Source organism: Scytonema sp. PRP1 (genome assembly GCF_036697665.2).
Lineage (GTDB): Bacteria > Cyanobacteriota > Cyanobacteriia > Cyanobacteriales > Nostocaceae > Kalymmatonema > Kalymmatonema gypsitolerans.
This window is the reverse complement of the sequence record NZ_JBAHYJ020000067.1, coordinates 73,472-93,212: the sequence shown is the minus strand read 5'-3', so window position 1 is coordinate 93,212 and position 19,741 is coordinate 73,472. Positions and strand designations below refer to the sequence as shown.

The 19,741-nt window shown below is 45.5% G+C and carries 16 protein-coding genes, 1 tRNA gene and 1 pseudogene; 14 read left to right on the top strand and 4 right to left on the bottom strand.

All coding sequences use genetic code 11. From position 1 onward, the window contains the following. Positions 1-665 precede the first annotated feature (665 nt). The 5 genes from rimP to V5G28_RS13825 all read left to right on the top strand — a co-directional run bounded on the left by rimP (position 666) and on the right by V5G28_RS13825 (position 7,394). Entirely contained in the window at positions 666-1,127 is a 462-nt protein-coding gene (rimP, locus tag V5G28_RS13845; protein ID WP_332988667.1) for a ribosome maturation factor RimP, read from the top strand. 186 nt (positions 1,128-1,313) lie between these two features. Next, positions 1,314-2,591 (top strand): transcription termination factor NusA, encoded by a 1,278-nt coding sequence (gene nusA, locus V5G28_RS13840; RefSeq protein WP_096571478.1) that lies wholly within the window; start codon positions 1,314-1,316, stop codon positions 2,589-2,591. 130 nt (positions 2,592-2,721) lie between these two features. After that, on the top strand, positions 2,722-2,991 hold the full coding sequence (locus V5G28_RS13835) for a YlxR family protein (protein WP_073632737.1): 270 nt from the start codon (positions 2,722-2,724) through the stop codon (positions 2,989-2,991). 434 nt (positions 2,992-3,425) lie between these two features. Further along, positions 3,426-6,623 (top strand): translation initiation factor IF-2, encoded by a 3,198-nt coding sequence (infB, locus tag V5G28_RS13830; protein ID WP_336230568.1) that lies wholly within the window; start codon positions 3,426-3,428, stop codon positions 6,621-6,623. Between the two features lie 573 nt (positions 6,624-7,196). After that, complete coding sequence (locus V5G28_RS13825; RefSeq protein ID WP_332988660.1) at positions 7,197-7,394, top strand: hypothetical protein; 198 nt, start codon at positions 7,197-7,199, stop codon at positions 7,392-7,394. A gap of 46 nt (positions 7,395-7,440) precedes the next feature. Here the strand turns inward: V5G28_RS13825 and V5G28_RS13820 are convergent, their stop codons facing one another. Continuing rightward, a complete protein-coding gene (locus V5G28_RS13820; RefSeq protein ID WP_332988658.1) occupies positions 7,441-7,728 on the bottom strand; it encodes an alpha/beta hydrolase in 288 nt (95 codons plus the stop codon). Between the two features lie 46 nt (positions 7,729-7,774). Beyond that, positions 7,775-7,882 (bottom strand): alpha/beta hydrolase, encoded by a 108-nt coding sequence (locus V5G28_RS13815; protein ID WP_332988656.1) that lies wholly within the window; start codon positions 7,880-7,882, stop codon positions 7,775-7,777. 509 nt (positions 7,883-8,391) lie between these two features. On the opposite strand from V5G28_RS13815, the gene V5G28_RS13810 reads away from it, so the two are divergent. The 7 genes and pseudogenes from V5G28_RS13810 (at position 8,392) to V5G28_RS13775 (ending at position 17,256) form a co-directional block, all read left to right on the top strand. Next, positions 8,392-10,074: a DUF1565 domain-containing protein gene (locus V5G28_RS13810; RefSeq protein ID WP_332988654.1), complete on the top strand. Its 1,683-nt coding sequence runs from the start codon at positions 8,392-8,394 to the stop codon at positions 10,072-10,074. Positions 10,075-10,352: 278 nt separating this feature from the next. Continuing rightward, the gene (locus tag V5G28_RS13805; protein WP_332988652.1) at positions 10,353-10,478 is read left to right on the top strand and encodes a hypothetical protein; all 126 of its coding nucleotides are present in this window, start codon (positions 10,353-10,355) and stop codon (positions 10,476-10,478) included. 202 nt (positions 10,479-10,680) lie between these two features. After that, positions 10,681-10,857 (top strand): hypothetical protein, encoded by a 177-nt coding sequence (locus tag V5G28_RS13800; protein WP_332988650.1) that lies wholly within the window; start codon positions 10,681-10,683, stop codon positions 10,855-10,857. Positions 10,858-11,311: 454 nt separating this feature from the next. Next, complete coding sequence (locus tag V5G28_RS13795; RefSeq protein ID WP_332988648.1) at positions 11,312-11,911, top strand: GUN4 domain-containing protein; 600 nt, start codon at positions 11,312-11,314, stop codon at positions 11,909-11,911. A 146-nt stretch (positions 11,912-12,057) separates the two neighbouring features. Further along, positions 12,058-13,290: an efflux RND transporter periplasmic adaptor subunit gene (locus V5G28_RS13790; protein ID WP_332988646.1), complete on the top strand. Its 1,233-nt coding sequence runs from the start codon at positions 12,058-12,060 to the stop codon at positions 13,288-13,290. Between the two features lie 84 nt (positions 13,291-13,374). Next, positions 13,375-16,640 (top strand): annotated as a pseudogene (locus V5G28_RS36720) (efflux RND transporter permease subunit). A 415-nt stretch (positions 16,641-17,055) separates the two neighbouring features. Next, positions 17,056-17,256: a hypothetical protein gene (locus V5G28_RS13775; protein ID WP_332988641.1), complete on the top strand. Its 201-nt coding sequence runs from the start codon at positions 17,056-17,058 to the stop codon at positions 17,254-17,256. A gap of 467 nt (positions 17,257-17,723) precedes the next feature. Here the strand turns inward: V5G28_RS13775 and V5G28_RS13770 are convergent, their stop codons facing one another. Next, the gene (locus V5G28_RS13770) at positions 17,724-17,993 is read right to left on the bottom strand and encodes a DUF3493 domain-containing protein (protein ID WP_096569000.1); all 270 of its coding nucleotides are present in this window, start codon (positions 17,991-17,993) and stop codon (positions 17,724-17,726) included. A 22-nt stretch (positions 17,994-18,015) separates the two neighbouring features. Here V5G28_RS13770 and V5G28_RS13765 point away from each other — a divergent pair. After that, positions 18,016-18,087 (top strand) — tRNA-Thr (locus V5G28_RS13765). 128 nt (positions 18,088-18,215) lie between these two features. Here V5G28_RS13765 and V5G28_RS13760 read toward each other — a convergent pair. After that, positions 18,216-18,338, bottom strand: a complete 123-nt coding sequence (locus V5G28_RS13760) for a hypothetical protein (RefSeq protein ID WP_332988638.1) — start codon at positions 18,336-18,338, stop codon at positions 18,216-18,218. 222 nt (positions 18,339-18,560) lie between these two features. Between V5G28_RS13760 and V5G28_RS13755 the strand changes: the two genes are divergently transcribed. Further along, positions 18,561-19,685, top strand: coding sequence for an RNA-guided endonuclease InsQ/TnpB family protein (locus V5G28_RS13755; RefSeq protein ID WP_336230564.1), 1,125 nt, complete (start codon positions 18,561-18,563; stop codon positions 19,683-19,685). The last annotated feature ends 56 nt before the right edge of the window (positions 19,686-19,741 follow it).

Genomic DNA, 19,741 nt, shown 5'->3' with positions numbered 1-19,741 from the left:
TTTTTGCTCGATTTTTTTTGCACAAAATAGCTATCTGGCTAACCTTTTCCAGCTTAAAGGAGAACCGCTCTACCGGGCAACGCCAGTTCCCTACCGAGGGAAACCCTCCTTCAGGACTGGCTCATCAGGACACGGGCGTTCAGACTCGCTTTTACTTACTCTCGCGGTTTAAATCGACGCTTTCATGTCTCCAAAAAGAACAGCTCCGTCCTTGGGACAAATCCCTACATGAAAACTTTCCTGATTCTTTATCCAGAAATTATCCCAGTACTTTCAACCGTGGATTCTGGAAAAAACATTCCAGTTTAAGCATTTGCTTTCTAAATATTGCTATCTTCCTACATATTGCTATCTATGTATCTTATCACTGCTGAAATTATTATAATACGGCAATTAAAATTGCTCGTGTCAGCTTTGGGGACCGATTTAAAAATGCGGGACTACCAGCTATCCCGTGATTTTAACCAGCTATCCCGTGATTTTAAGGTGTAGAATAAAGAGTTACAACCTATTGATTAAAAATCGCTTTTTGCTTCTCGCTCCAAAAAAAATGCGCTAAACTTAGATCAAAGGCGAACTTATACAAGTTCGTCTGTAGACTTCTTGGAAGATATCTCTATCGCAGGAAGTGGGTAATAGCCCACTTTTTTTGTTGGAATAGCCGCATGACTCACCCTCTCGTACCACAAATTATTGAATTGGCGACCCCAGTGGCAGAAGAACTGGGATTAGAAGTAGTTGGCGTGGTTTTTCATACGAACCAACGTCCGCCAATTTTACGCGTAGACATTCGCAATCCTCTACAGGACACTGGGTTGGATGACTGCGAGAGAATGAGCCGTGCTTTAGAAGCTACCTTAGATGCGACGGAAATTATTCCAGATGCTTATGTGTTGGAAGTGTCCAGTCCTGGTATTTCGCGACAACTGACAACCGACCGAGAGTTTATTTCCTTCAAGGGATTTTCTGTGATTGTCCAGACTTCGCCACCCTACGAAGGACAGCAAGAGTGGAATGGTCAGTTGATTCGCCGGGATGAGACAGCAGTTTATTTAAACCAAAAAGGTCGTGTCGTCGAAATTCCTCGCTCCTTGATTACCAGGGTGCAGCTCGATGAGCGGCGATAAAAGAGCTATCAGCTACTAACTATTAGCTTTTTGTTCTTCGTCATTTGTCCAACCCTACCGGAAACCACGTTAGGGGTGTGTATGTCATTTGTCGTTTATGGTTCCTAATGATCCATGACTCATGAGTGCTAACAGCTAAAAGCTGATCATATTTTGCATAGCGCTATAAGGAGATTGCTTATGTCAATGGTTACTCTACCCGGATTAAAAGATTTAATTGAAAATATAAGTCGCGAGCGTAATTTACCTCGTATTGCAGTTCAATCAGCTATAAGAGAAGCACTACTTAAAGGTTACGAACGTTATCGCCGTGCCCAAAACTTGGAGCGAAAACAGTTCGATGAAGATTACTTTGAGAATTTTGATGTCCAACTAGATGTTGATGATGAAGGCTTTCGCGTTGTTGCTACCAAAACGATAGTTGAAGAAGTCACCAACTCTGACCATGAAATTGCTCTGCAACAAGTTCAGGACATGGGAGGAGACGAAGCGCAATTAGGACAGGAAGTTGTATTGGATGTCACCCCGGATCAAGGGGAATTTGGTCGGATGGCGGCGATGCAAACCAAGCAGGTGTTGGCACAAAAACTGCGGGATCAACAGCGCCAAATGGTGCAAGAAGAGTTCCAGGACTTAGAAGGAACAGTTTTACAAGCAAGAGTTTTGCGATTTGAAAGACAATCGGTAATTATGGCGGTCAGCAGTAGCTTTGGTCAGCCGGAAGTGGAAGCCGAATTGCCCAAGCGCGAACAATTGCCTAATGATAATTATCGGGCAAATGCTACTTTTAAGGTTTATCTCAAAAAAGTTTCTCAAGGTCAGCAACGGGGACCGCAGTTGCTGGTATCACGAGCCGATGCAGGTTTAGTGGTTTATTTGTTTGCGAACGAAGTGCCAGAAATCGAGGATGAAGTTGTGCGGATTGTGGCTGTTGCGCGAGAGGCAAATCCCCCTTCCCGTCATGTTGGACCTCGGACTAAAATTGCTGTAGACACTCTTGATCGCGATGTAGACCCAGTAGGTGCTTGTATTGGAGCACGGGGATCACGGATTCAAGTGGTAGTCAACGAATTGCGCGGCGAAAAAATAGATGTGATCCGCTGGTCTCCAGATCCTGCGACCTACATTGCCAATGCCCTCAGCCCCGCACGGGTAGATGAGGTTCGGCTAATGGATCCCGAAACCAGACAAACTCACGTACTGGTAGCAGAAGACCAATTGAGTCTGGCGATCGGTAAAGAAGGACAAAATGTCCGTTTAGCAGCTCGCCTGACAGGTTGGAAGATTGATATCAAAGATAAAGCTAAGTATGATTACGCAGGAGAAGATACTAAGTTTGCAGCAGCAAGAGCAAAATATACACCAGAAGTAGATGACTTAGACGAAGAGGAATTCGATGATGAAAATCAAGAAGAATTGTTGGAGGAGGAAATTTTTGAGGATAATAATGACGACCAAGAGTAAAACGAGCAGGACTTCCCCAATCCTCTCTTTTGAGCAAGGAGGAGCTTTGAGGAGGAGCGTTGCTTGCGTAGAGTCATTTCAAGCGACTCAAAAGTAGCACTTAAGCCTCGCTTATCAAGATCACTCAGTTATGAAACCAAATTATCGGCGTTGTATGAGCTGCCGACAAGTAGGATTAAAACAAGAGTTCTGGCGAATTGTCCGCGTGTTTCCTTCAGGACAGGTACAATTAGATGAGGGCATGGGGCGTTCTGCCTATATTTGTCCACAACAGAGTTGTCTAGTGGCAGCTCAAAAAAAAAATAGACTAGGGCGATCGCTACGTGCATCAGTGCCAGAAGCACTGTACCACATATTGTGGCAGCGCCTATCTCTAAGCAATAACCAAAAACAAACTTAATTTAAAATAAAACTACGTTGTAGCGGTAATTTCCAGAGGAATTGTGTTGAGAGCCGAATAAATCGTGCTATGAACACACCCTCTTTTATCGCTCATGTAGTGCCAAAATAGTAAAAGGGTGTCGTTAGCATTGCTCTTGGTCATCCAAAGGGGCGAAGCAAGACTCCTAACAAGTTTTACTCGATTGTGTCGTGGAAGACTCAGAATCAGCAAAACAACAAAGTACAGAATGGCAACCTGGTAGCGCTCAAGCGCACGGCGTCAACCATCTTTTCTGGTGGGGATGCAAGCAATAACCCGAAACATCTCTCTTTCCTGAATGGAGGCACACCGGCATTCATCAGAAACGGCAACCTAACACAGTAATCGAAGGATGGAGATGTCGCCAACCAGGCAACCATCCGCTAAAACTGTAAATTAAAGGGGAAGAGTGGATGAACAACGGCAAAGTTAGAATTTACGAATTATCAAAGGAATTGAATTTGGATAACAAAGAGCTATTAGCAATTTGCGACCAGCTCAATATTGCGGTCAAAAGTCATAGCAGCACGATTACAGAATCCGAGGCAGAACGCATTCGGACTCAAGCAGAAAAAGTTGCGGCGACAAGCGTGACGCTGCAAAGGGATAATGGCGCAAACAGCCATAGACCAAATTCATCACAAGATGGTGGACGTAACCGACCAGCTGCACCTAATAAACAACAAATTTTGGAGATTCGCAAACCTAAAGTTTTGAAAAACCCCATCTCTAACGCCCCAGAGGCGTCGGTTGCTACCAATATACAAGCTGCTTCTGAAGTTAATCCTCCTTCACCCCCTAATCCCTTCGCTACCCCAGTCTCACCAATGAAGCCGACGGCACCAATTCGACCTGTACCCCGGAATCAGTCTGAGACCACACCTCAACAAAGTGCTGTGACAGACGCGGATAAAGACAAAGCACGCAATACAAATCAGCCGGTTGAAAAAGTCGCAGCGGAAAAACCAGAAAAAGTAGCAGTACCAAAACCAAAAGCGGAAAGACCCCCAAAACCGCAACTGTCTGCCCCGCCGACAAGACCTGCAGGTGTGGACGACACGAACCCTCCAGCAGATGATCCCCAACCGACGGTCAGCGAAAAACCCGTTCTCAAACGCGATCGCGACCAAGTTAAGCCGCAAAAGGTCAACAAACCGACAACAGGGGAAGCACAGACTGCTCCATCGGCAAAACCAGAAAAACCTGTGCGTTCTAGTCCATCGCCGGGTAGACCCGAGCCAAGGGGGAATAGACCTTCTGCACCTGCAATAGTAGGAGAATCGCAACGACCCGCAAGACCAGTAGTACGTTCTGGTGAACAGCCAGTAGGTGCGGGTGCATCGCTGATTGCGACTCCTCCAAAACCGATGCGCGTCATCTCATCGACCAAACCGCAGGTCGGGCAAGAGGAGGAAGACGATGATGCAGTAACGACGACTACGACTGATGAAGTCCTTGAACTCAAGCGCCCAACACCGCCACGTCAAATTAATAAAGGCGGTAAGAAGTGGCAAGAAGAAGAAATAGATGAAATTAAAGAGTCAGCTAAGGCTAAGGTAGCCGCTAAAGGCAAACGTCTCAAGCCGATAGTTGATGAGTTTGAGGACGAAGATTTACTAGAAGAAGAGGGACTGGACATACCAGCCACGATCCAAGTCAGCCTCTCGATCGCCCGTCCGCCCAAACCTAAAGCTGCCAAGCCAACACAACCTGTAGCAGCCACAACTGTCGCGCCAGTTGCTAAAGGTAAAAAGCCACCTTCCTCTCGCGAGCAAAACCAAAACCGTCGCCGCGAAACGGAACAAAAGCCCGATCGTCCAGAAATACTGGAAGTCACAGGTCCGATGACAGTGCAAGAACTGGCTGAAGCCTTGGCGATGGCTGACACAGAGATTGTGAAAATCCTGTTCATGAAAGGCATGGCGGTGAGTATCACCCAAAACCTGGATATTCCGACAATTACGCTGGTCGCCAACGAGCTGGAAATACCAGTCGAAACCGTCGAACGAGAAGCAGAAGCCCGCAAAGTCACCGAAATGATAGACGTGGCAGACCTGGAATACCTCCATCGCCGTCCGCCAGTTGTGACAATTATGGGTCACGTAGACCACGGAAAAACGACGCTGCTTGACTCGATTCGCAAAACAAAGGTGGCATCTGGCGAAGCAGGTGGTATTACCCGGCACATCGGAGCTTACCACGTAGATGTGGAACACGATGGCAAGGTTCAACAAGTGGTATTCTTGGATACCCCTGGTCACGAAGCCTTTACAGCTATGCGGGCGCGTGGAGCGCGAGTGACCGACATTGCTATTTTGGTTGTCGCTGCCGATGATGGCGTCCGTCCTCAGACCGTTGAAGCGATTAGTCACGCCAAAGCGGCTGAAGTTCCTATCGTGGTTGCCATCAATAAAGTTGACAAACCAGAAGCACAGCCTGACCGTGTGAAGCAAGAATTAACGGAATATGCTCTGGTGCCAGAAGAATGGGGCGGCGACACCATTATGGTTCCCGTGAGTGCCATTAAAGGTGAAAACCTGGATACACTCCTAGAGATGATTCTGTTGGTAGCAGAAATAGAAGAACTTTCTGCTAACCCAGACCGACTCGCGAAAGGAACCGTGATTGAAGCTCACCTAGATAAGGCAAAGGGACCAGTTGCGACCCTGCTGATTCAGAACGGTAGCCTACACGTTGGTGATTTGTTGGTAGCTGGCTCAGCGTTCGGTAAAGTCCGGGCAATGGTGGATGATAGAGGTAAAAGAGTCGATGCGGCTACTCCCTCATTCGCTGTTGAGGTGTTGGGCTTAAGTGATGTACCAGCAGCAGGCGATGAATTCGAGGTCTTCAGCAACGAAAAACAAGCACGGTCAATTGCTTCCGATCGCGCCGATAAACAGCGTCAATCCCGCCTCATGCAGGGACGCATTACCTTGACAAGTATCTCGGCTCAAGCTCAAGAAGGCGAGTTGAAAGAACTCAACCTGATCTTGAAAGGAGACGTACAAGGTTCCGTAGAAGCCATTGTGGGATCGCTACGGCAAATACCCCAAAACGAGGTACAAATCCGCTTGTTGATGGCAACTGCTGGTGAAATTACCCAAACCGATATCGACTTAGCTGCAGCTAGTGGAGCCGTCATTGTTGGCTTTAACACCACTTACGCTAGTGGCGCAAGACAAGCCGCCGATGAAGCTGGTGTAGATGTGCGAGAATACAACATCATCTACAAACTTATAGAAGATATCCAAGGAGCCTTGGAAGGTCTATTGGAGCCAGAGTTGGCGGAAGAACACTTGGGTCAAGCCGAAGTGCGTGCAGTCTTCCCAGTTGGTCGTGGTTCCGTTGCCGGTTGTTACGTGCAGTCTGGCAAACTCACCCGCAACTGCAAAGTGCGAGTGCGTCGTAACAGTAAGGTGATCTATGAAGGCGTCCTTGACTCGCTCAAGCGAATGAAAGAAGACGTCCGCGAAGTTAACTCAGGTTACGAATGCGGTATCGGCATTGACAAATACAATGAATGGGCTGAAGGTGACATCATCGAAGGCTTCCAGATGGTGACCAAGCGCCGTACTCTTTCATCTACTAGACAGGGAGTTAATGAAAGGTGATAGGTGACAGGTGATAGGTGACAGGTGACAGGTGATAGATAAGTTTTACTTCCCTGCACTCTGTCCCCCTCCTAATACCCTGTACCCTTTCCTGTTGGCGCTACCTTGTGCAAATATTTGCTATTGCGTTCGTTGGTTTAAAAAAATCTGATTAATAAACAAACAGTAAAAAATTTTTTGTTTAAGTAATAAAACAGTAAAAAATTTTTTGTTTAGGTAATAAAAATTAAAAATGCGTGCTGCTCATATGGCAGCAATATCAAGACCTTAACTGTGGTGGTATCAAGAGCAAGCTTAACCATTACTCATAAGTGTTATTTAGTTGATTCCATAGGAGCTAGGTTTAGCCTAGCTTTTAGCTGATTTAAGCTTTTTTGCTACAATTTATCTATATATTGTGAAGTATATGTGAAATTTCCGTGAGTAGGCGCAAGTTTTAGTGACTAATGAGACAGAATTTGCAGCCATAGAAGTTTACCCTGGAAAAATGAGTAGCATTTTACGCTAAAAGAGGAGCGGCTTCTTTAAAGTTTGCTTCATATATTGACCTTTGAAACTGAGGAACAAGGAACTATGGCTGGAATTAAAGCTTCTAGCGATACCCCATTTACTGGTAATACTGAAAATTGGAATAGCTTAAAGTGCGCGATCGCAGCTAGTTCCGGTTTCCAGCGCTGGCTATTAGAACGCGATGCTCCATTTCAAAAGCTTCGCCTTGAGGAACAGGTACAGCGGTATTTGCGGGAAACATTAGAAACATTAGCATACTAGTTATTAGTCACGGACAAAAGACAAATAACTTAAGTAACGCTAATAACTAAAAACCAAGCAAATCTCGTAAGTTTCCTTGTAAGCGAGCCAGTTGACGATAAGCGCTTTCCAACCGTTCCCCGTCAACTTCAACTGCTGAAGTAGGGTAATTTTGCATAATTTCTACCAGTGTCATTTGCTTATCAACGTTAGCAGAAAGTACCAACGCGGAGCGTAAAGCTTGTCGGTTTGCTTTCTGGGAAGGTGTGTGAATCACTTGGCTAAGTTGGTCTAGAATAGCGTTACCAATTGGGCTATTGAGTACCCTGTCTAAAATCACAGGGTCTACTTTCACTGGTTGCGACAAATACTTGCGAATCAGTTTAGGATCTTGCCGTGAATCAAGCTAAATTGATTTGCAACGACCTTGAGAGTTTGCCAGTTTCAGCAAAAGTAGATAACTCTTCTACAGAAAGTGATTCGCGAAAGATGCGGTACTTAAGTACCACTCGCTCAGCCGCTTTGACAGGAACACTCTTCGAGTAGAAGACAGATAGTAATGACTAAAAATAACGCGCGACGTAGTGACAATAATCGATAGCGCATTACGTTAACTTCGGTGAAAGTTATCTTTTCTTTAGACGACATTCCACTGCAATAAGTTGCAGCTTTATATAACTTCCACAAACCCAGTTTCTTCTTAAAGAAACTGGGTTTGTTTTTCAGTTGTGTACGGATGAGGGGTGTTGAGTTTAGAAGAAAGGGTTGAGGGTACGGGATATTAAGTTAGGGAAGCATCAAATATCCCTATCCTGCAATTCGCCTACACGCTACACCCTCAAACCCTTGTTGATATGCAAACTAAATGTGAATGAGTGTAACAAATTATATTCTTTACATAGGGAACTCAGCTGCCAAGCTGCTGGTCTTCGGCTATAGTTTGCATGAGTTTTACAGCAACGCCTGCTGTTATTGACACCTTATTCAACTAACACTATTTCAGCACATCATTGATAAGATGACACATCAGGGATTTGATACTCCACAAAAGAAAAATTTTCGTATTCAAACTGGTAAACGCCTTATGATGCCAGCAGGACTAACCGCTTTGTTAGTGGTTTCTGGTGGGTTTATGCTACCAGGTTCACAGGTTAATGCTGGTGCTATCCACACCAAAGAGATTGCCCAAACTGTTACGCCGCAAGCTCCCGCAACTGCAAGCATTATTTACGTCAATCCACAAACTGGTACAGACAGTGCTGGTGCTGGTAACGCGGAAGCAACGCCATACAAAACCATTACCTACGCTCTTAATCAGGCTCAACCAGGTACAGTCATTCAATTGGCTCCTGGTACTTATAATCAAGAAAGTGGAGAAACCTTCCCACTTTTTATCAAACAAGGTGTGACGCTGCGGGGTGATGAATCGACCAAAGGTCAGGCGGTATTGATTACAGGTAGCGGCATTTACATTAGTCCCACCTTTGCCCGGCAAAATATGACTATTCGTGCCGATAACGATAGCCTTATCACAGGGGTAACAGTCACCAACCCAGAAAACCGTGGCACTGGTATATGGGTGGAATCAACTAATCCCACAATTACAAATAGTACGTTTACCAACAGTATACGAGAAGGTATTTTTGTCACCGGTAAAGGTAATCCTAAAATTGAAAATAGTGTCTTTGTTCAAAACAAAGGCAACGGGATTTCAGTTGCTAAATCAGCCCAAGGACAGATTCGGAATAATTTGTTTCAGGATACTGGTTTTGGTCTAGCAATAGGTGGTACTTCTACACCCTTAGTAGAAGGAAACCAGATCATCGAAAACCAAGATGGTCTATTTATCTCCGAATCCGCTAAGCCTGTACTGCGTAAGAATGTGATTCAAAAGAACAAGCGCGATGGCATAGTCGTGATTACTAATGCTTCACCTGATCTTGGCACCACTGAAAATCCCGGCGGTAACATGATCCGCAGTAACACTCGCCATGACGTGAACAACAGCAAGGGTAATAATACAATTGTCGCTATTGGCAATGATATTGACCCGAAGCGCATACTTGGTCAAGTCGAATTTGTTGCCGCTACTGTTGAGCCACCAGCAGGCGGTCCAGTCGCCTTCAAGGATCTGCCTGCAAATTATTGGGCGAAAAGCTACATCGAAGCTCTAGCCTCTAAGAATATTATTGCTGGATTTCCCGATGGGACTTTTAAACCCAATGAACCTGTTACCCGTGCGCAATTTGCCGCTATTGTAACCAAAGCCTTTGCACCAACAGGGCAACGCCAAGCCATTAACTTCAACGATGTTAGCAGCAACTTCTGGGCTTCCAAGGTGATTCAATCTGCCTACCAAGGCGGCTTTGTTTCTGGATATCCTGACCGTACCTTTAAACCAGAGCAACAAATTCCGCGAGTGCAGGTACTCGTCTCATTAGCAAACGGTTTGGGTTTATCTGCGAATACTCAGAATGTCCTTTCCGTATACAGCGATGCTTCCCAAATTCCTAACTATGCTACCAATTCAGTAGCAGCAGCCACTGCACGGCAACTCGTGGTAAATTACCCCGCAGTCGGGCAGTTAAATCCTAATCGTCAGGCAACTAGAGCAGAAGTTGCTGCCTTTGTTTACCAAGCACTGGTTAGTAAAGGGAGCGCTCAAGCCATTCCTTCACCGTATTTGGTAAGAGTGCCGTAATTGAAAAGTTAAAAGCGCCATGACTGACAGTGAGTCTGGCGCTTGGTATATTATCATTTTTACCGACATTGGGGTCTTTAAATTTATAGTTTGACCCCTTTTAAATATTTCAGGGTTATAATCAGGGTCTTTATATAAGCTGACCCCGTTTGAACAATATTTAGTTTCTCAGTAAATTCGCTGAAGTTGAGATTTTCTAATAATTTTTTTATTTTTTCTCTCTTTATATTTAGCAAATTGAATAAATATTAATTTTACTGAAGCACCCCAACTTGGGTATGCCAGACGGCACGTTGCGCGTTGGCGGAGCCTGCGCTTTGCGCTTACGCCTTTTGCTGATCCGGCGATTAAGCCTATGGGTGAATGAAGGGCAACCTTACATAGAATTGGTATCACAACTGTAACGCCCAAAATCCCCCTAAAGAAATAGCAAGAATATGACAAGAACCACAAGAATGGACAAGACAATGAAATGCCAAACCTCTACTTTATTGTGATTAGGTGTAGAAAGACAAAGTTCCCGCTCCTCGCCTACAAACTTGATTAGCAGCCACAGTTGCTAAAATTTCTGCCTGAGTGTTGCTCGACCAGCCTTGGTAATGAAAGATGAATACTCCGCATGCGCATCAATCTATGCCACCTGCTTTGGCTTCTGCTGATTTTCCCGTTAAGCAGGTTGTGCTTACAGCCAATCCTTTGTGTGGTTCCAGCAACCTCCTAAAAGAACCATCAAATTATCAACGGTTGAGACAGACACCGTTGATAATACTTGAGAGTACATAGCAACTAAGGAAAACTCCTAGGGATGAGCCGTGTGTTTTTCATTGCACATAACACGACGAGCAACAAGACACAATGAGTACTGCTTAAAGCGGTGTTTAACAATAGACCTTTTGCACGAATAGTGTGAAGATGGAAACAACTAGGTCAAAATACGTGTTAGCCAACACATTAACCGTTTGAAGATTTTTTACATCCTGGCACAGCGCTATCGTAATCGGAGAAAATTATTTCGCTGGCGATGCAATTTGATTGCTGATTTACTTAACGTAAAGGTGCCCTCTTTTGTTGATTTATGCAATCTTGTGTACTAGTACACAATTATGAGAAGGCTATAGCAATTAAACAACTCGGTATGACCAAATCTCGCCGTCATTTGTCGGTACCTATTAAAGAATGAATAATTTAGCTATTGACAAGTAAAGTTGAAAACACCCCCTTGTTTGTGAGGAATTCAATGTCTAATGAAGTGCATGAATCGGAAGTCACGACTCGTTTAAGTGCGATCGAACAACAGCTACAACAATTTAATCAGCTCTTAGCAAATCTCAGCGATCGCATTGCCAAATCAGAAGAGAGTTTCCTACTTGTTGCCGATATCCACAAATACAAAAAGCTGCAGGAGTTGTTAGCGGCAGGGAACCTACGAGAGGCAGACTGGGAAACGATTCGGGTCATTCAAGCAATCACAAAAGAGCCAGACTTGGCAGCCATCACTCCGGATGATATGAGGGAGTTCCCCTGCGAAGAACTACGGGTGATAGACAGTTTGTGGAGAAAATATAGCCAAGGTCGGTTTGGTTTCAGTGTGCAAATACAGAGATATCAAAGTGTTGGGGGTTCATTCGATACCACCATTAATCAAGATAATGCAGTGATTGAGAAATTCGGCGAGGTTGTAGGCTGGCGCGTGAACGGCAAATGGCTAAAGTGTGATGACCTAGATTACACATTGGCTGCACCGATTGGCTGTCATCCTTCACGGTGGTGGAATTCTCCCTTTGGTTCAAAAATGACGAATTATTTCTTCAACCGTCTGCTTGTATGTAGTCTTTAAACTAGACGAAACCTTGTTGCCATCCAAGCGGTTGGGCAACCAACGTTCTTCTCAAGAGCAAAACTTAAGCATTCAAAATTCATAAAACTTGCAAGAAGTATTCATTTTTGCCTTCACCTCACTTAAATTCTTTTGAGGTTAAAAATATGTTTAAAAAAGCTGATGTCTTACTCGCAAGTAAATTATTATTTCCAGCGCTTCTAGCTTCTTTTTTCACCAGCGCCTGCGGTAAGAGCAAACCCTCTGCCGCAGCTACCGAACCGCCACCAACTCCGGTGAAGTTGCAGTTATTGAAGTCTACCACAGTGCAAGACGTGTCAGAGTTCGTGGGTAGGCTGGAAGCTCAGCAGAGAGTCTCACTGCAGCCGGAGATCCAAGGTCGGATAGAGTCGATTCCTGTCTCCTCAGGAGATCGAGTGCAGCAAGGAACGCCGATTGTGCTGCTGCGTCCTGATCGCAGCGGTCCGGAATTGAATAGCGCCATTGCCAGAGTCAACTCAGTCAAATCTGCTTATGGAACGGCACAGGCGCAAGTGAAAGCACAAGAAGCACAACGGCTGAGGGATGCGGCAAACGTAGAACTTCAAAAACTTCAGTTCCAAAGGGCGCAGCAACTGGTATCTGCTGGGGCACAAGCAAAACAGCAGTTAGACATTGCCCAGAGAGACCTAAACACGGCGATCGCCACCCTCCGCGCCACTGAGGAACAGGTACAAGCTGCCAAAGCTAGCTTAAATCAAGCACAAGCTAACGTCCGACAAGCTGAGGCAGATACAGCGACTGCTCGCGTGTCGCTTCAGTTTAAACGGGTGCTGGCACCAATTACTGGAGAAGTGGGTGATTTTCCCGTTAAGGTGGGAGACTACGTTAACACTGGTCAAACCCTAACGACTATTACTCAAAATGATAATCTTTACCTGCGAATCTCAATTCCCAACAACTACCTTTCACAACTGCGACGCGGGCTACCAGTGGAGCTGATTGATCCCAATACCAAAAAACGCTTGGTCAGCGGGAGTATTAACTTTATCTCCCCAGAGGTAGACACAGGTGCCCAAGCTGTCTTAACCAAGGCTCGCTTTTCCAACAAGGGGGGCAGCTTACGCGAGGGGCAGTTTGTCCGCGCACGAGTCATTTGGAACGAACGTTCAGGTGTTTTGCTTCCCACGGTAGCTGTCTCTAATATCGGGGCGCAGAGCTTTGTCTTTGTAGCCCAGAATGCAGGGTCAAAACAGACTGTGCGGCGGGTACCAGTGAAGCTGGGAGCCATTCAAGGTCAAAGCTACCAAGTGCTCGATGGAGTCAAGCCAGGCGATCAAATTGCGGTCACGCGAATTCTGACCCTGAGAGATGGTTCTCCGATTCAGCCTGAGTCTTAAGTCAGCACAATTAGATTTCTATTGAGCTTAATCGTCAATAGCTATTGATCGCACTCTCAACTTGATCCCTATCACTCCTAGGCTATGCTCCTAAGTATTGCGGATATTTTCATTAAGCGACCAGTCTTCACGACAGTTTGTACTGTACTTATTCTCTTGGTCGGAGGAATCTGTATTCCCCTCCTCCCCTTGGATAAGCTACCAGAAATGGCTCTCAAGCAGGTGACTGTCACTGCTAACTATCTCGGGACTGATGCCAAAACAGCAGAAGAAAACGTCACCACCGTGCTAGAGCGGGAAATCAACGGCACGGAGCGGGTCGTGTATATGTCCTCGCAGACGACGAATGATGGCAACAGCACGATTAACGTCTCCTTTCCCACGGACACGGATAGGAATACGGCACAAGTCCTCGTGCAAAATAACGTGGCGATCGCCTCAGCCAGCTTACCAGAGGAAGTCAACCGCATTGGTGTGATTACTCAGAAGCAGTCTCCAACCATTACTCTCGCCTATGCCTTTTATTCGGAAAAAGACGAAAAGGGTAACTTCATCTACGATAACGTCTTCCTAAGTAACTACGTTGACCGACAAATCTTCGATGAAATCAAACGGATCGAGGGCGTAGGTTCGATCAGAATTGTCGGGGAACGGAAATATGCCATGCGTATCTGGCTTGATCCCGATGCCTTGGCTGCCAGAAATTTGACGGCACAGGACGTCATCAATGCCGTTTCGGAACAGAATATCCAGGTTGGATCGGGGAGAATTGGTCAGCAACCTACCCCAACCGATCAGCAGTATGAAATTGCTCTGCGAGCCAACGGTCGGTTTACTACTCCCGCAGAAGCGGAAGACATCGTGGTGCAAACAGGCAAGGATGGCACGCTAATCCGGTTAAAAGATGTCGGTCGCGCCGAAGTTGGGGCAGAAAACTATAGCGCAACGACGCTCTTTGACGGTTCACCAGCAGTTATTTTGTTAGCCTACCAACTGCCCGGCACGAATGCCTGGAATACAGCCAGCGCCATCAAAGCAAAAATGGCGGAGTTGCAACCGAATTTTCCGCCAGGATTAAAGTCGGCGGTCGGCTTAGATAATACTTTGTTCGTCGCAGCTTCTCTCGATGAAGCCTTCAAAACTTTGATGGAGGCGATCGCGCTGGTGTTCCTAGTCATCTTCATCTTTTTACAGGATTGGCGCACCACAATTATTCCCTCGCTTGCGATCCCCGTATCGCTGATTGGAGCGATGGCATTTGCCTATGTGTTTGGGTTTACCCTCAATCAGTTGACGATATTCGGCATCATCCTGGCAACAGGTTTGGTGGTGGATGATGGGATTGTCGTCGTGGAGGCGATCGCTGCCAAACTCGAGCAGGGCATGAAACCAATGCAAGCCGCCCTAGATGCGATGGAGGAACTCACCGGGGCAATCATCGCGACATCAGTGGTACTGATGGCAGTATTTATCCCCGTAACCTTCTTTCCTGGGACAACCGGCATCGTTTACAAGCAATTCGCACTGATTATTGCTTTCTCGATTGCCATTTCGACCTTCAACGCGCTCAGCTTCTCTCCCAGTATGTCAGCCATCATCATGCGGCGACAGCAGGAAGTCCACGGTCCCTTGGGCTTGTTTTTCCGCTGGTTTAATCGGGTGTTTGATTGGCTCAAGGGGGATATGTCAAGATTGTGGAATTCCTGATCCGGGTTCGCTGGCTCGTGATTCCAGTCTTTATTGCGGGTCTAGTAGCGACAGGTTGGATTTACCAGACAACTCCTCAAGGGTTTATCCCTGAAGAAGACCAAGGCTATTTCTTTGCGATTGTCGAAGCGCCACCAGGGGTGTCTCTCAACTACAGCGTTGATCTCGTGAAGAAGATTTCTGAGGAAGTGGTGCAGCCACTACCTGAAGTTGAGCATGTCGTCGGGAACGCTGGCTTTGGATTTGAGGGGAACGCTAGTAACAAGACGCTATTTTTCGTCAAGTTGAAAGATTGGGAAGAGCGCCGTGGTGCTGAGCATTCAGTCTTTGGCATTCTGCAAAAAATCAATAAAGGGTTGCGGGAAAAAATTCCGGGAGCAGTAGCGATCGCCGTCAATGCACCACCTGTGGATGGTTTGGGTAGTACAGGTGGCTTTGAGATGTATATCCAAAATAGACAAGCCCTGCCGATGGAAGTACTGATCGAGAATACCCGAAACGTGATCGCTGCGGCTCAGAAGCGACCGGAACTCGGAGGTGTCTTTACCCAATTCACCTTTGATACCCCGATGATGCAAATCTCCATCGACCGCAACCAAGCCAAGGCACAGAACATCCGGGTCAGTGATATTTTCAGCACTATGCAGACCTACCTGGGTGCAAGCTATGTCAACCAATACGTGCTTGGTGGACGACTGTATCGGGTTTATGCCCAAGCAGAGGGGACAGTCCGCTCCAATCCTGAAGACCTCAGTCGCCTGTACGTGCGCTCCCAAGATGGCAATCTCGTCCAACTGAGTTCTTTAGTGCAATTGGAAAGAATGACCTACCCGCCTGTCGTCACTCACTTCAACGTCTATCCGTCAATCAAAATTCAAGGAGGTCCTGCACCAGGCTACAGTACCGGACAGGCAATTCAAGCAATGGAAGCGGTTGCCAACGAAGTTTTGCAACCGGGGTTTGGCTTCGCTTGGACAGGGACTGCCCTGCAGGAGAAATCTTCTGGCGGTGCAGCACCCATCATTTTTGGCTTAGCCTTTGTCATGGTCTTCTTAGTGTTAGCGGCGCAGTACGAAAGCTACGTCGATCCCACCATCATTATGATTACCGTACCTCTGGCAATCTTGGGTGCGCTTGGTGCAGTCCTGTTCCGCGCTAATGTTTTCCAAGCAGGCGGCGTTTGGCCTGTAATTAACAATAATATCTATGCCCAAGTCGCGCTGGTGATGCTTATTGGTTTAGCAAGTAAAAACGCGATTCTGATCGTGGAATTTGCTAACCAGTTGGTAGAGTTAGGGATGAATATCACTAAGGCAGCAATCCGCGCTTCTGAGGAACGCTTGCGACCAATTCTCATGACTGCTATCTCTGGTTTCGTTGGTTTTTGGCCCTTGGTGATAGCTTCTGGCGCTGGGGCAACGAGCCGTTGGTCTTTGGGAACAGCGCTATTTGGTGGTTATCTGATTTCGACAATCTTAAGTTTGTTTTTAGTTCCAGTGCTGTATGTCGTGATCAAGAACCAAGAAGAGCGCTTCTTGAAACCGGGTAAACCTGGCAAGCCCAGCCCGACAGAGTATCCACAGTCTCAGCAGGACAAGGAACAAGCTCTTTCTACATTTCAGGCTAGTCCACAAGAGGAGTAAGGTGTTGATGGCGTCACGCAGCCCGGGTTGAACACTCAGGCTGTTCTTTTTTCATATTGGCTGAAATTGTCATGCAACTTCGACATTATTAACATTATTAACTGTAAAGTTAGCAGTTCCACAAAAAGCCTTAAATGTAGAATAATGTCATGGGGTAGAAGAAGATTCACGTTTGTCTATAGAGGTAACACGGATGTTCAAAAAATGGAATTTAGACGATTGGATAAACCACATTTTGTTTACGCTCACTGTTGCCTTTCTGTTTTACTCTTTCTTCTTGCACCATTAGTCCTGTTATCAGTTATCAGTTATGGGTAAACAACCACGTGTTGACTGTTAACTGATAACTGCTAACTGTTCACTATTTACTGTTTACTGTTCTATGAATATCAGGTTAATCATCTTCTCAGGTGTTATGACTGGTCTAATTGGCGCAGTTATCGGTTTGGCTGCTGCTCAAATTGGTCAGCGTGGCTTTAATCAACCTAAATTTGAAGGTCAGTACTACCAAGACTTGCACAATAGATATACCTTAATTGGTGCCACCTTGGGACTTGCTGTAGGTGTTGCACAAGAATGCGTGCGTGAGCTTAAGGCTGATAGAGAAGATAAGTAGGAATAAGTAAAATTAGGCTGAGCCAAGAGTACTTCTCTTTTTAACTTGTGGATATGCACGAAAGTTCTCCAAAACGTCTTGTCAGTGAGCTAAATCAAAACCCGAGCCGATCTTAGGTATTGTTTTTTAAAGTCAATTATGCACTTCCTATCTGCAAGTGTCTCAGCCATTAATTTTCATTTCTTAGTTTCCAAACGCAGACCTTTGGTGGAAAAAGCTTGAATCTTTTGTTTAGAAAAAGTAAGTACGAATGAAGGTTAAATACAGCTTATTTTGCTTGCTTATTATCGGCACAACCGCTCTAACTACGACTTACTGGAACTTTGGTATGATGGGGATAACAGTATTTTTATTAGCTTACTTCTCTAAAGGCATAAGATCCCATCGCGTAAGCCTGGCGGCACCGGAGGACTCAGCGGACGCTTTGCGCCATCGTAAAAGCTTGTAATTCATTTGATGAAAGGGTTTTAGGGGCGTCGTTGTTTGCGCTGCTCCCAACGCCAAAGAAAAACCATTAAAGTGATAATTCCTACTTGAAGTGCCAAGTTAGGCAAAGCGTTGTCAACATCACGTCCCGCAAGTAGCTGAGAAAAAAAAATGAGTGCGCCGATAAAGCCAGAAGCACCACAAGCAATGTAGATAAATTGCCGTAAGCCACGATAGGGGGCTGCTATTTCTGCCTTAAGACGGGCATATTGTTCTGATTTCATACGATTTTTGCTATTTGGTTGTGTCATGAGCTATTATCTTTTAATGTGTGCCGATGTGGCTCAGTGGTAGAGCACTCGATTCGTAATCGAGCGGTCGCGGGTTCAAATCCCGCCATCGGCTTTTGATCAGAGATTACCAGAACTTTAGCTAGCTCGCCAGAAGCTCCACATCTCACCCGCTTTGGGGAGTGTGGGATGAATGGCGGACAAGAACTGGGACATTCTCCACCTAAGGTGTCCCAGTTCTTGTCACTCTCTCGCCCAACACTCAATGAGTTCTCTGGCACTTACTCCTTGTTCCTTGGCACCTTCGTGTAATGTTTGCCACGCACTAGGAGTGAGTGTTATGTACTGCTTTGTCTTTAGACTCATTTCGTCCCAGCTTTTTACCAAAAAATTGGGTTTAAAGCCCCGTCCTTCTAGGACGGCTTTCTCTTGGTCTTCAGAGTTCTAATAAGTTCTCTAAATACATCAGTTTTTGTTCTGCCAACTTCGGAGCAGTAGTCTTCAAGAATTTGAAGTTCGTACTCTTCTACCCTAAAATCTAATCGTTTCTTCATACTATTGTACAGCTTTATTGTGTACAATAGTAGCATGAAAACACTAAGATTTAAGTTGTACTCACACAAGCGCAATAGATACCTCAAGCAGTCAATTAACGCTGCTGGGGTAATCTATAACCATTGCATTGCCCTTCATCGTCGGTACTACCGGATGTGGGGTAAACACTTGAGTTGTACAAAACTTCAATCTCATATAGCCAATTTGCGGAAACGTAACCCGTTTTGGCAATTAGTAGGTTCTCAAGCAGTACAGGACATTTGTCAACGTATTGAAAAAGCATACCAATTGTTTTTTAAACATAATAAGAAGGGGGTTCGTCCACCAGGCTTCAAGAAGGTTAAAAAGTACAAATCATTCACCCTCAAGCAAGCAGGGTATAAATTTTTAAGTGGCAATCGGGTCAAAATTGGGAATCGGGTTTATCAATTTTGGAAATCTAGAGAGATAGAGGGGACAGTCAAAACTTTAACCATTAAACGCACACCGTTGGGTGAATTGTTTATGGTTGTCGTGGTTGACGATTGTTTTGAACCAGAAATTAAATTTGCGACTGGTAGAATAGCGGGATTTGATTTTGGTTTAAAGACATTCCTCACCTGTTCTGACGGCTCCAGTATTGAATCTCCTCAATTTCTTAAACAGTCTCTCAACACCATTAAGAAAGCGAGTAAACAACATTCCAAAAAGCTAAAAGGGTCGTCCAATCGAGAACGGGCTAGAAAGAATTTAGTACGCAAGCATGAGGATATTTGTAATGCCAGACGTGATTGGTTTTGGAAGTTAGCACACGACTTAACTAATAAGTTTGATGTGCTATGTTTTGAAACACTCAATCTTAAAGGGATGCAACGTCTTTGGGGACGAAAAATCTCAGACCTAGCCTTTGGGGAATTTCTACAAATTCTAGAGTGGATTGCCAAAAAGAAAGGCAAGCAGGTCATATTTATAGATCAATGGTATCCGTCTAGCAAGACTTGTTCTAATTGTGGACACGTTCTAGAAAAACTGGATTTGTCTATAAGAGAGTGGCGTTGTCCATCCTGTGAGTCGGTGAACGGGAGGGACGAGAACGCAGCTAAGAATATTTGTGCAGTTGGGGCATCAACTGTTGGGTTAGGCGATGTAAGACGGGCTGTGCCTGCAATTGCTGTTTGAGCCTAGAATCCCCGTCCCTTTAGGGCGGGGGGTATGTCAAAAAGAGTATTTTGAAC

Excerpts from the sequence above, each read along its gene's own strand:
- V5G28_RS13835 (WP_073632737.1), top strand. The coding sequence starts at position 2,722 with ATGAAACCAAATTATCGGCGTTGTATGAGCTGCCGACAAGTAGGATTA.
- rimP (WP_332988667.1), top strand. The coding sequence starts at position 666 with ATGACTCACCCTCTCGTACCACAAATTATTGAATTGGCGACCCCAGTG.
- V5G28_RS13825 (WP_332988660.1), top strand. The coding sequence starts at position 7,197 with ATGGCTGGAATTAAAGCTTCTAGCGATACCCCATTTACTGGTAATACT.
- V5G28_RS13775 (WP_332988641.1), top strand. The coding sequence starts at position 17,056 with ATGACTGGTCTAATTGGCGCAGTTATCGGTTTGGCTGCTGCTCAAATT.
- V5G28_RS13790 (WP_332988646.1), top strand. The coding sequence starts at position 12,058 with ATGTTTAAAAAAGCTGATGTCTTACTCGCAAGTAAATTATTATTTCCA.
- infB (WP_336230568.1), top strand. The coding sequence starts at position 3,426 with ATGAACAACGGCAAAGTTAGAATTTACGAATTATCAAAGGAATTGAAT.
- V5G28_RS13795 (WP_332988648.1), top strand. The coding sequence starts at position 11,312 with ATGTCTAATGAAGTGCATGAATCGGAAGTCACGACTCGTTTAAGTGCG.
- V5G28_RS13755 (WP_336230564.1), top strand. The coding sequence starts at position 18,561 with ATGAAAACACTAAGATTTAAGTTGTACTCACACAAGCGCAATAGATAC.
- V5G28_RS13810 (WP_332988654.1), top strand. The coding sequence starts at position 8,392 with ATGACACATCAGGGATTTGATACTCCACAAAAGAAAAATTTTCGTATT.
- V5G28_RS13800 (WP_332988650.1), top strand. The coding sequence starts at position 10,681 with ATGAATACTCCGCATGCGCATCAATCTATGCCACCTGCTTTGGCTTCT.
- V5G28_RS13770 (WP_096569000.1), bottom strand. The coding sequence starts at position 17,993 with ATGACACAACCAAATAGCAAAAATCGTATGAAATCAGAACAATATGCC.
- V5G28_RS13805 (WP_332988652.1), top strand. The coding sequence starts at position 10,353 with ATGCCAGACGGCACGTTGCGCGTTGGCGGAGCCTGCGCTTTGCGCTTA.
- V5G28_RS13760 (WP_332988638.1), bottom strand. The coding sequence starts at position 18,338 with ATGAGTCTAAAGACAAAGCAGTACATAACACTCACTCCTAGTGCGTGG.
- nusA (WP_096571478.1), top strand. The coding sequence starts at position 1,314 with ATGGTTACTCTACCCGGATTAAAAGATTTAATTGAAAATATAAGTCGC.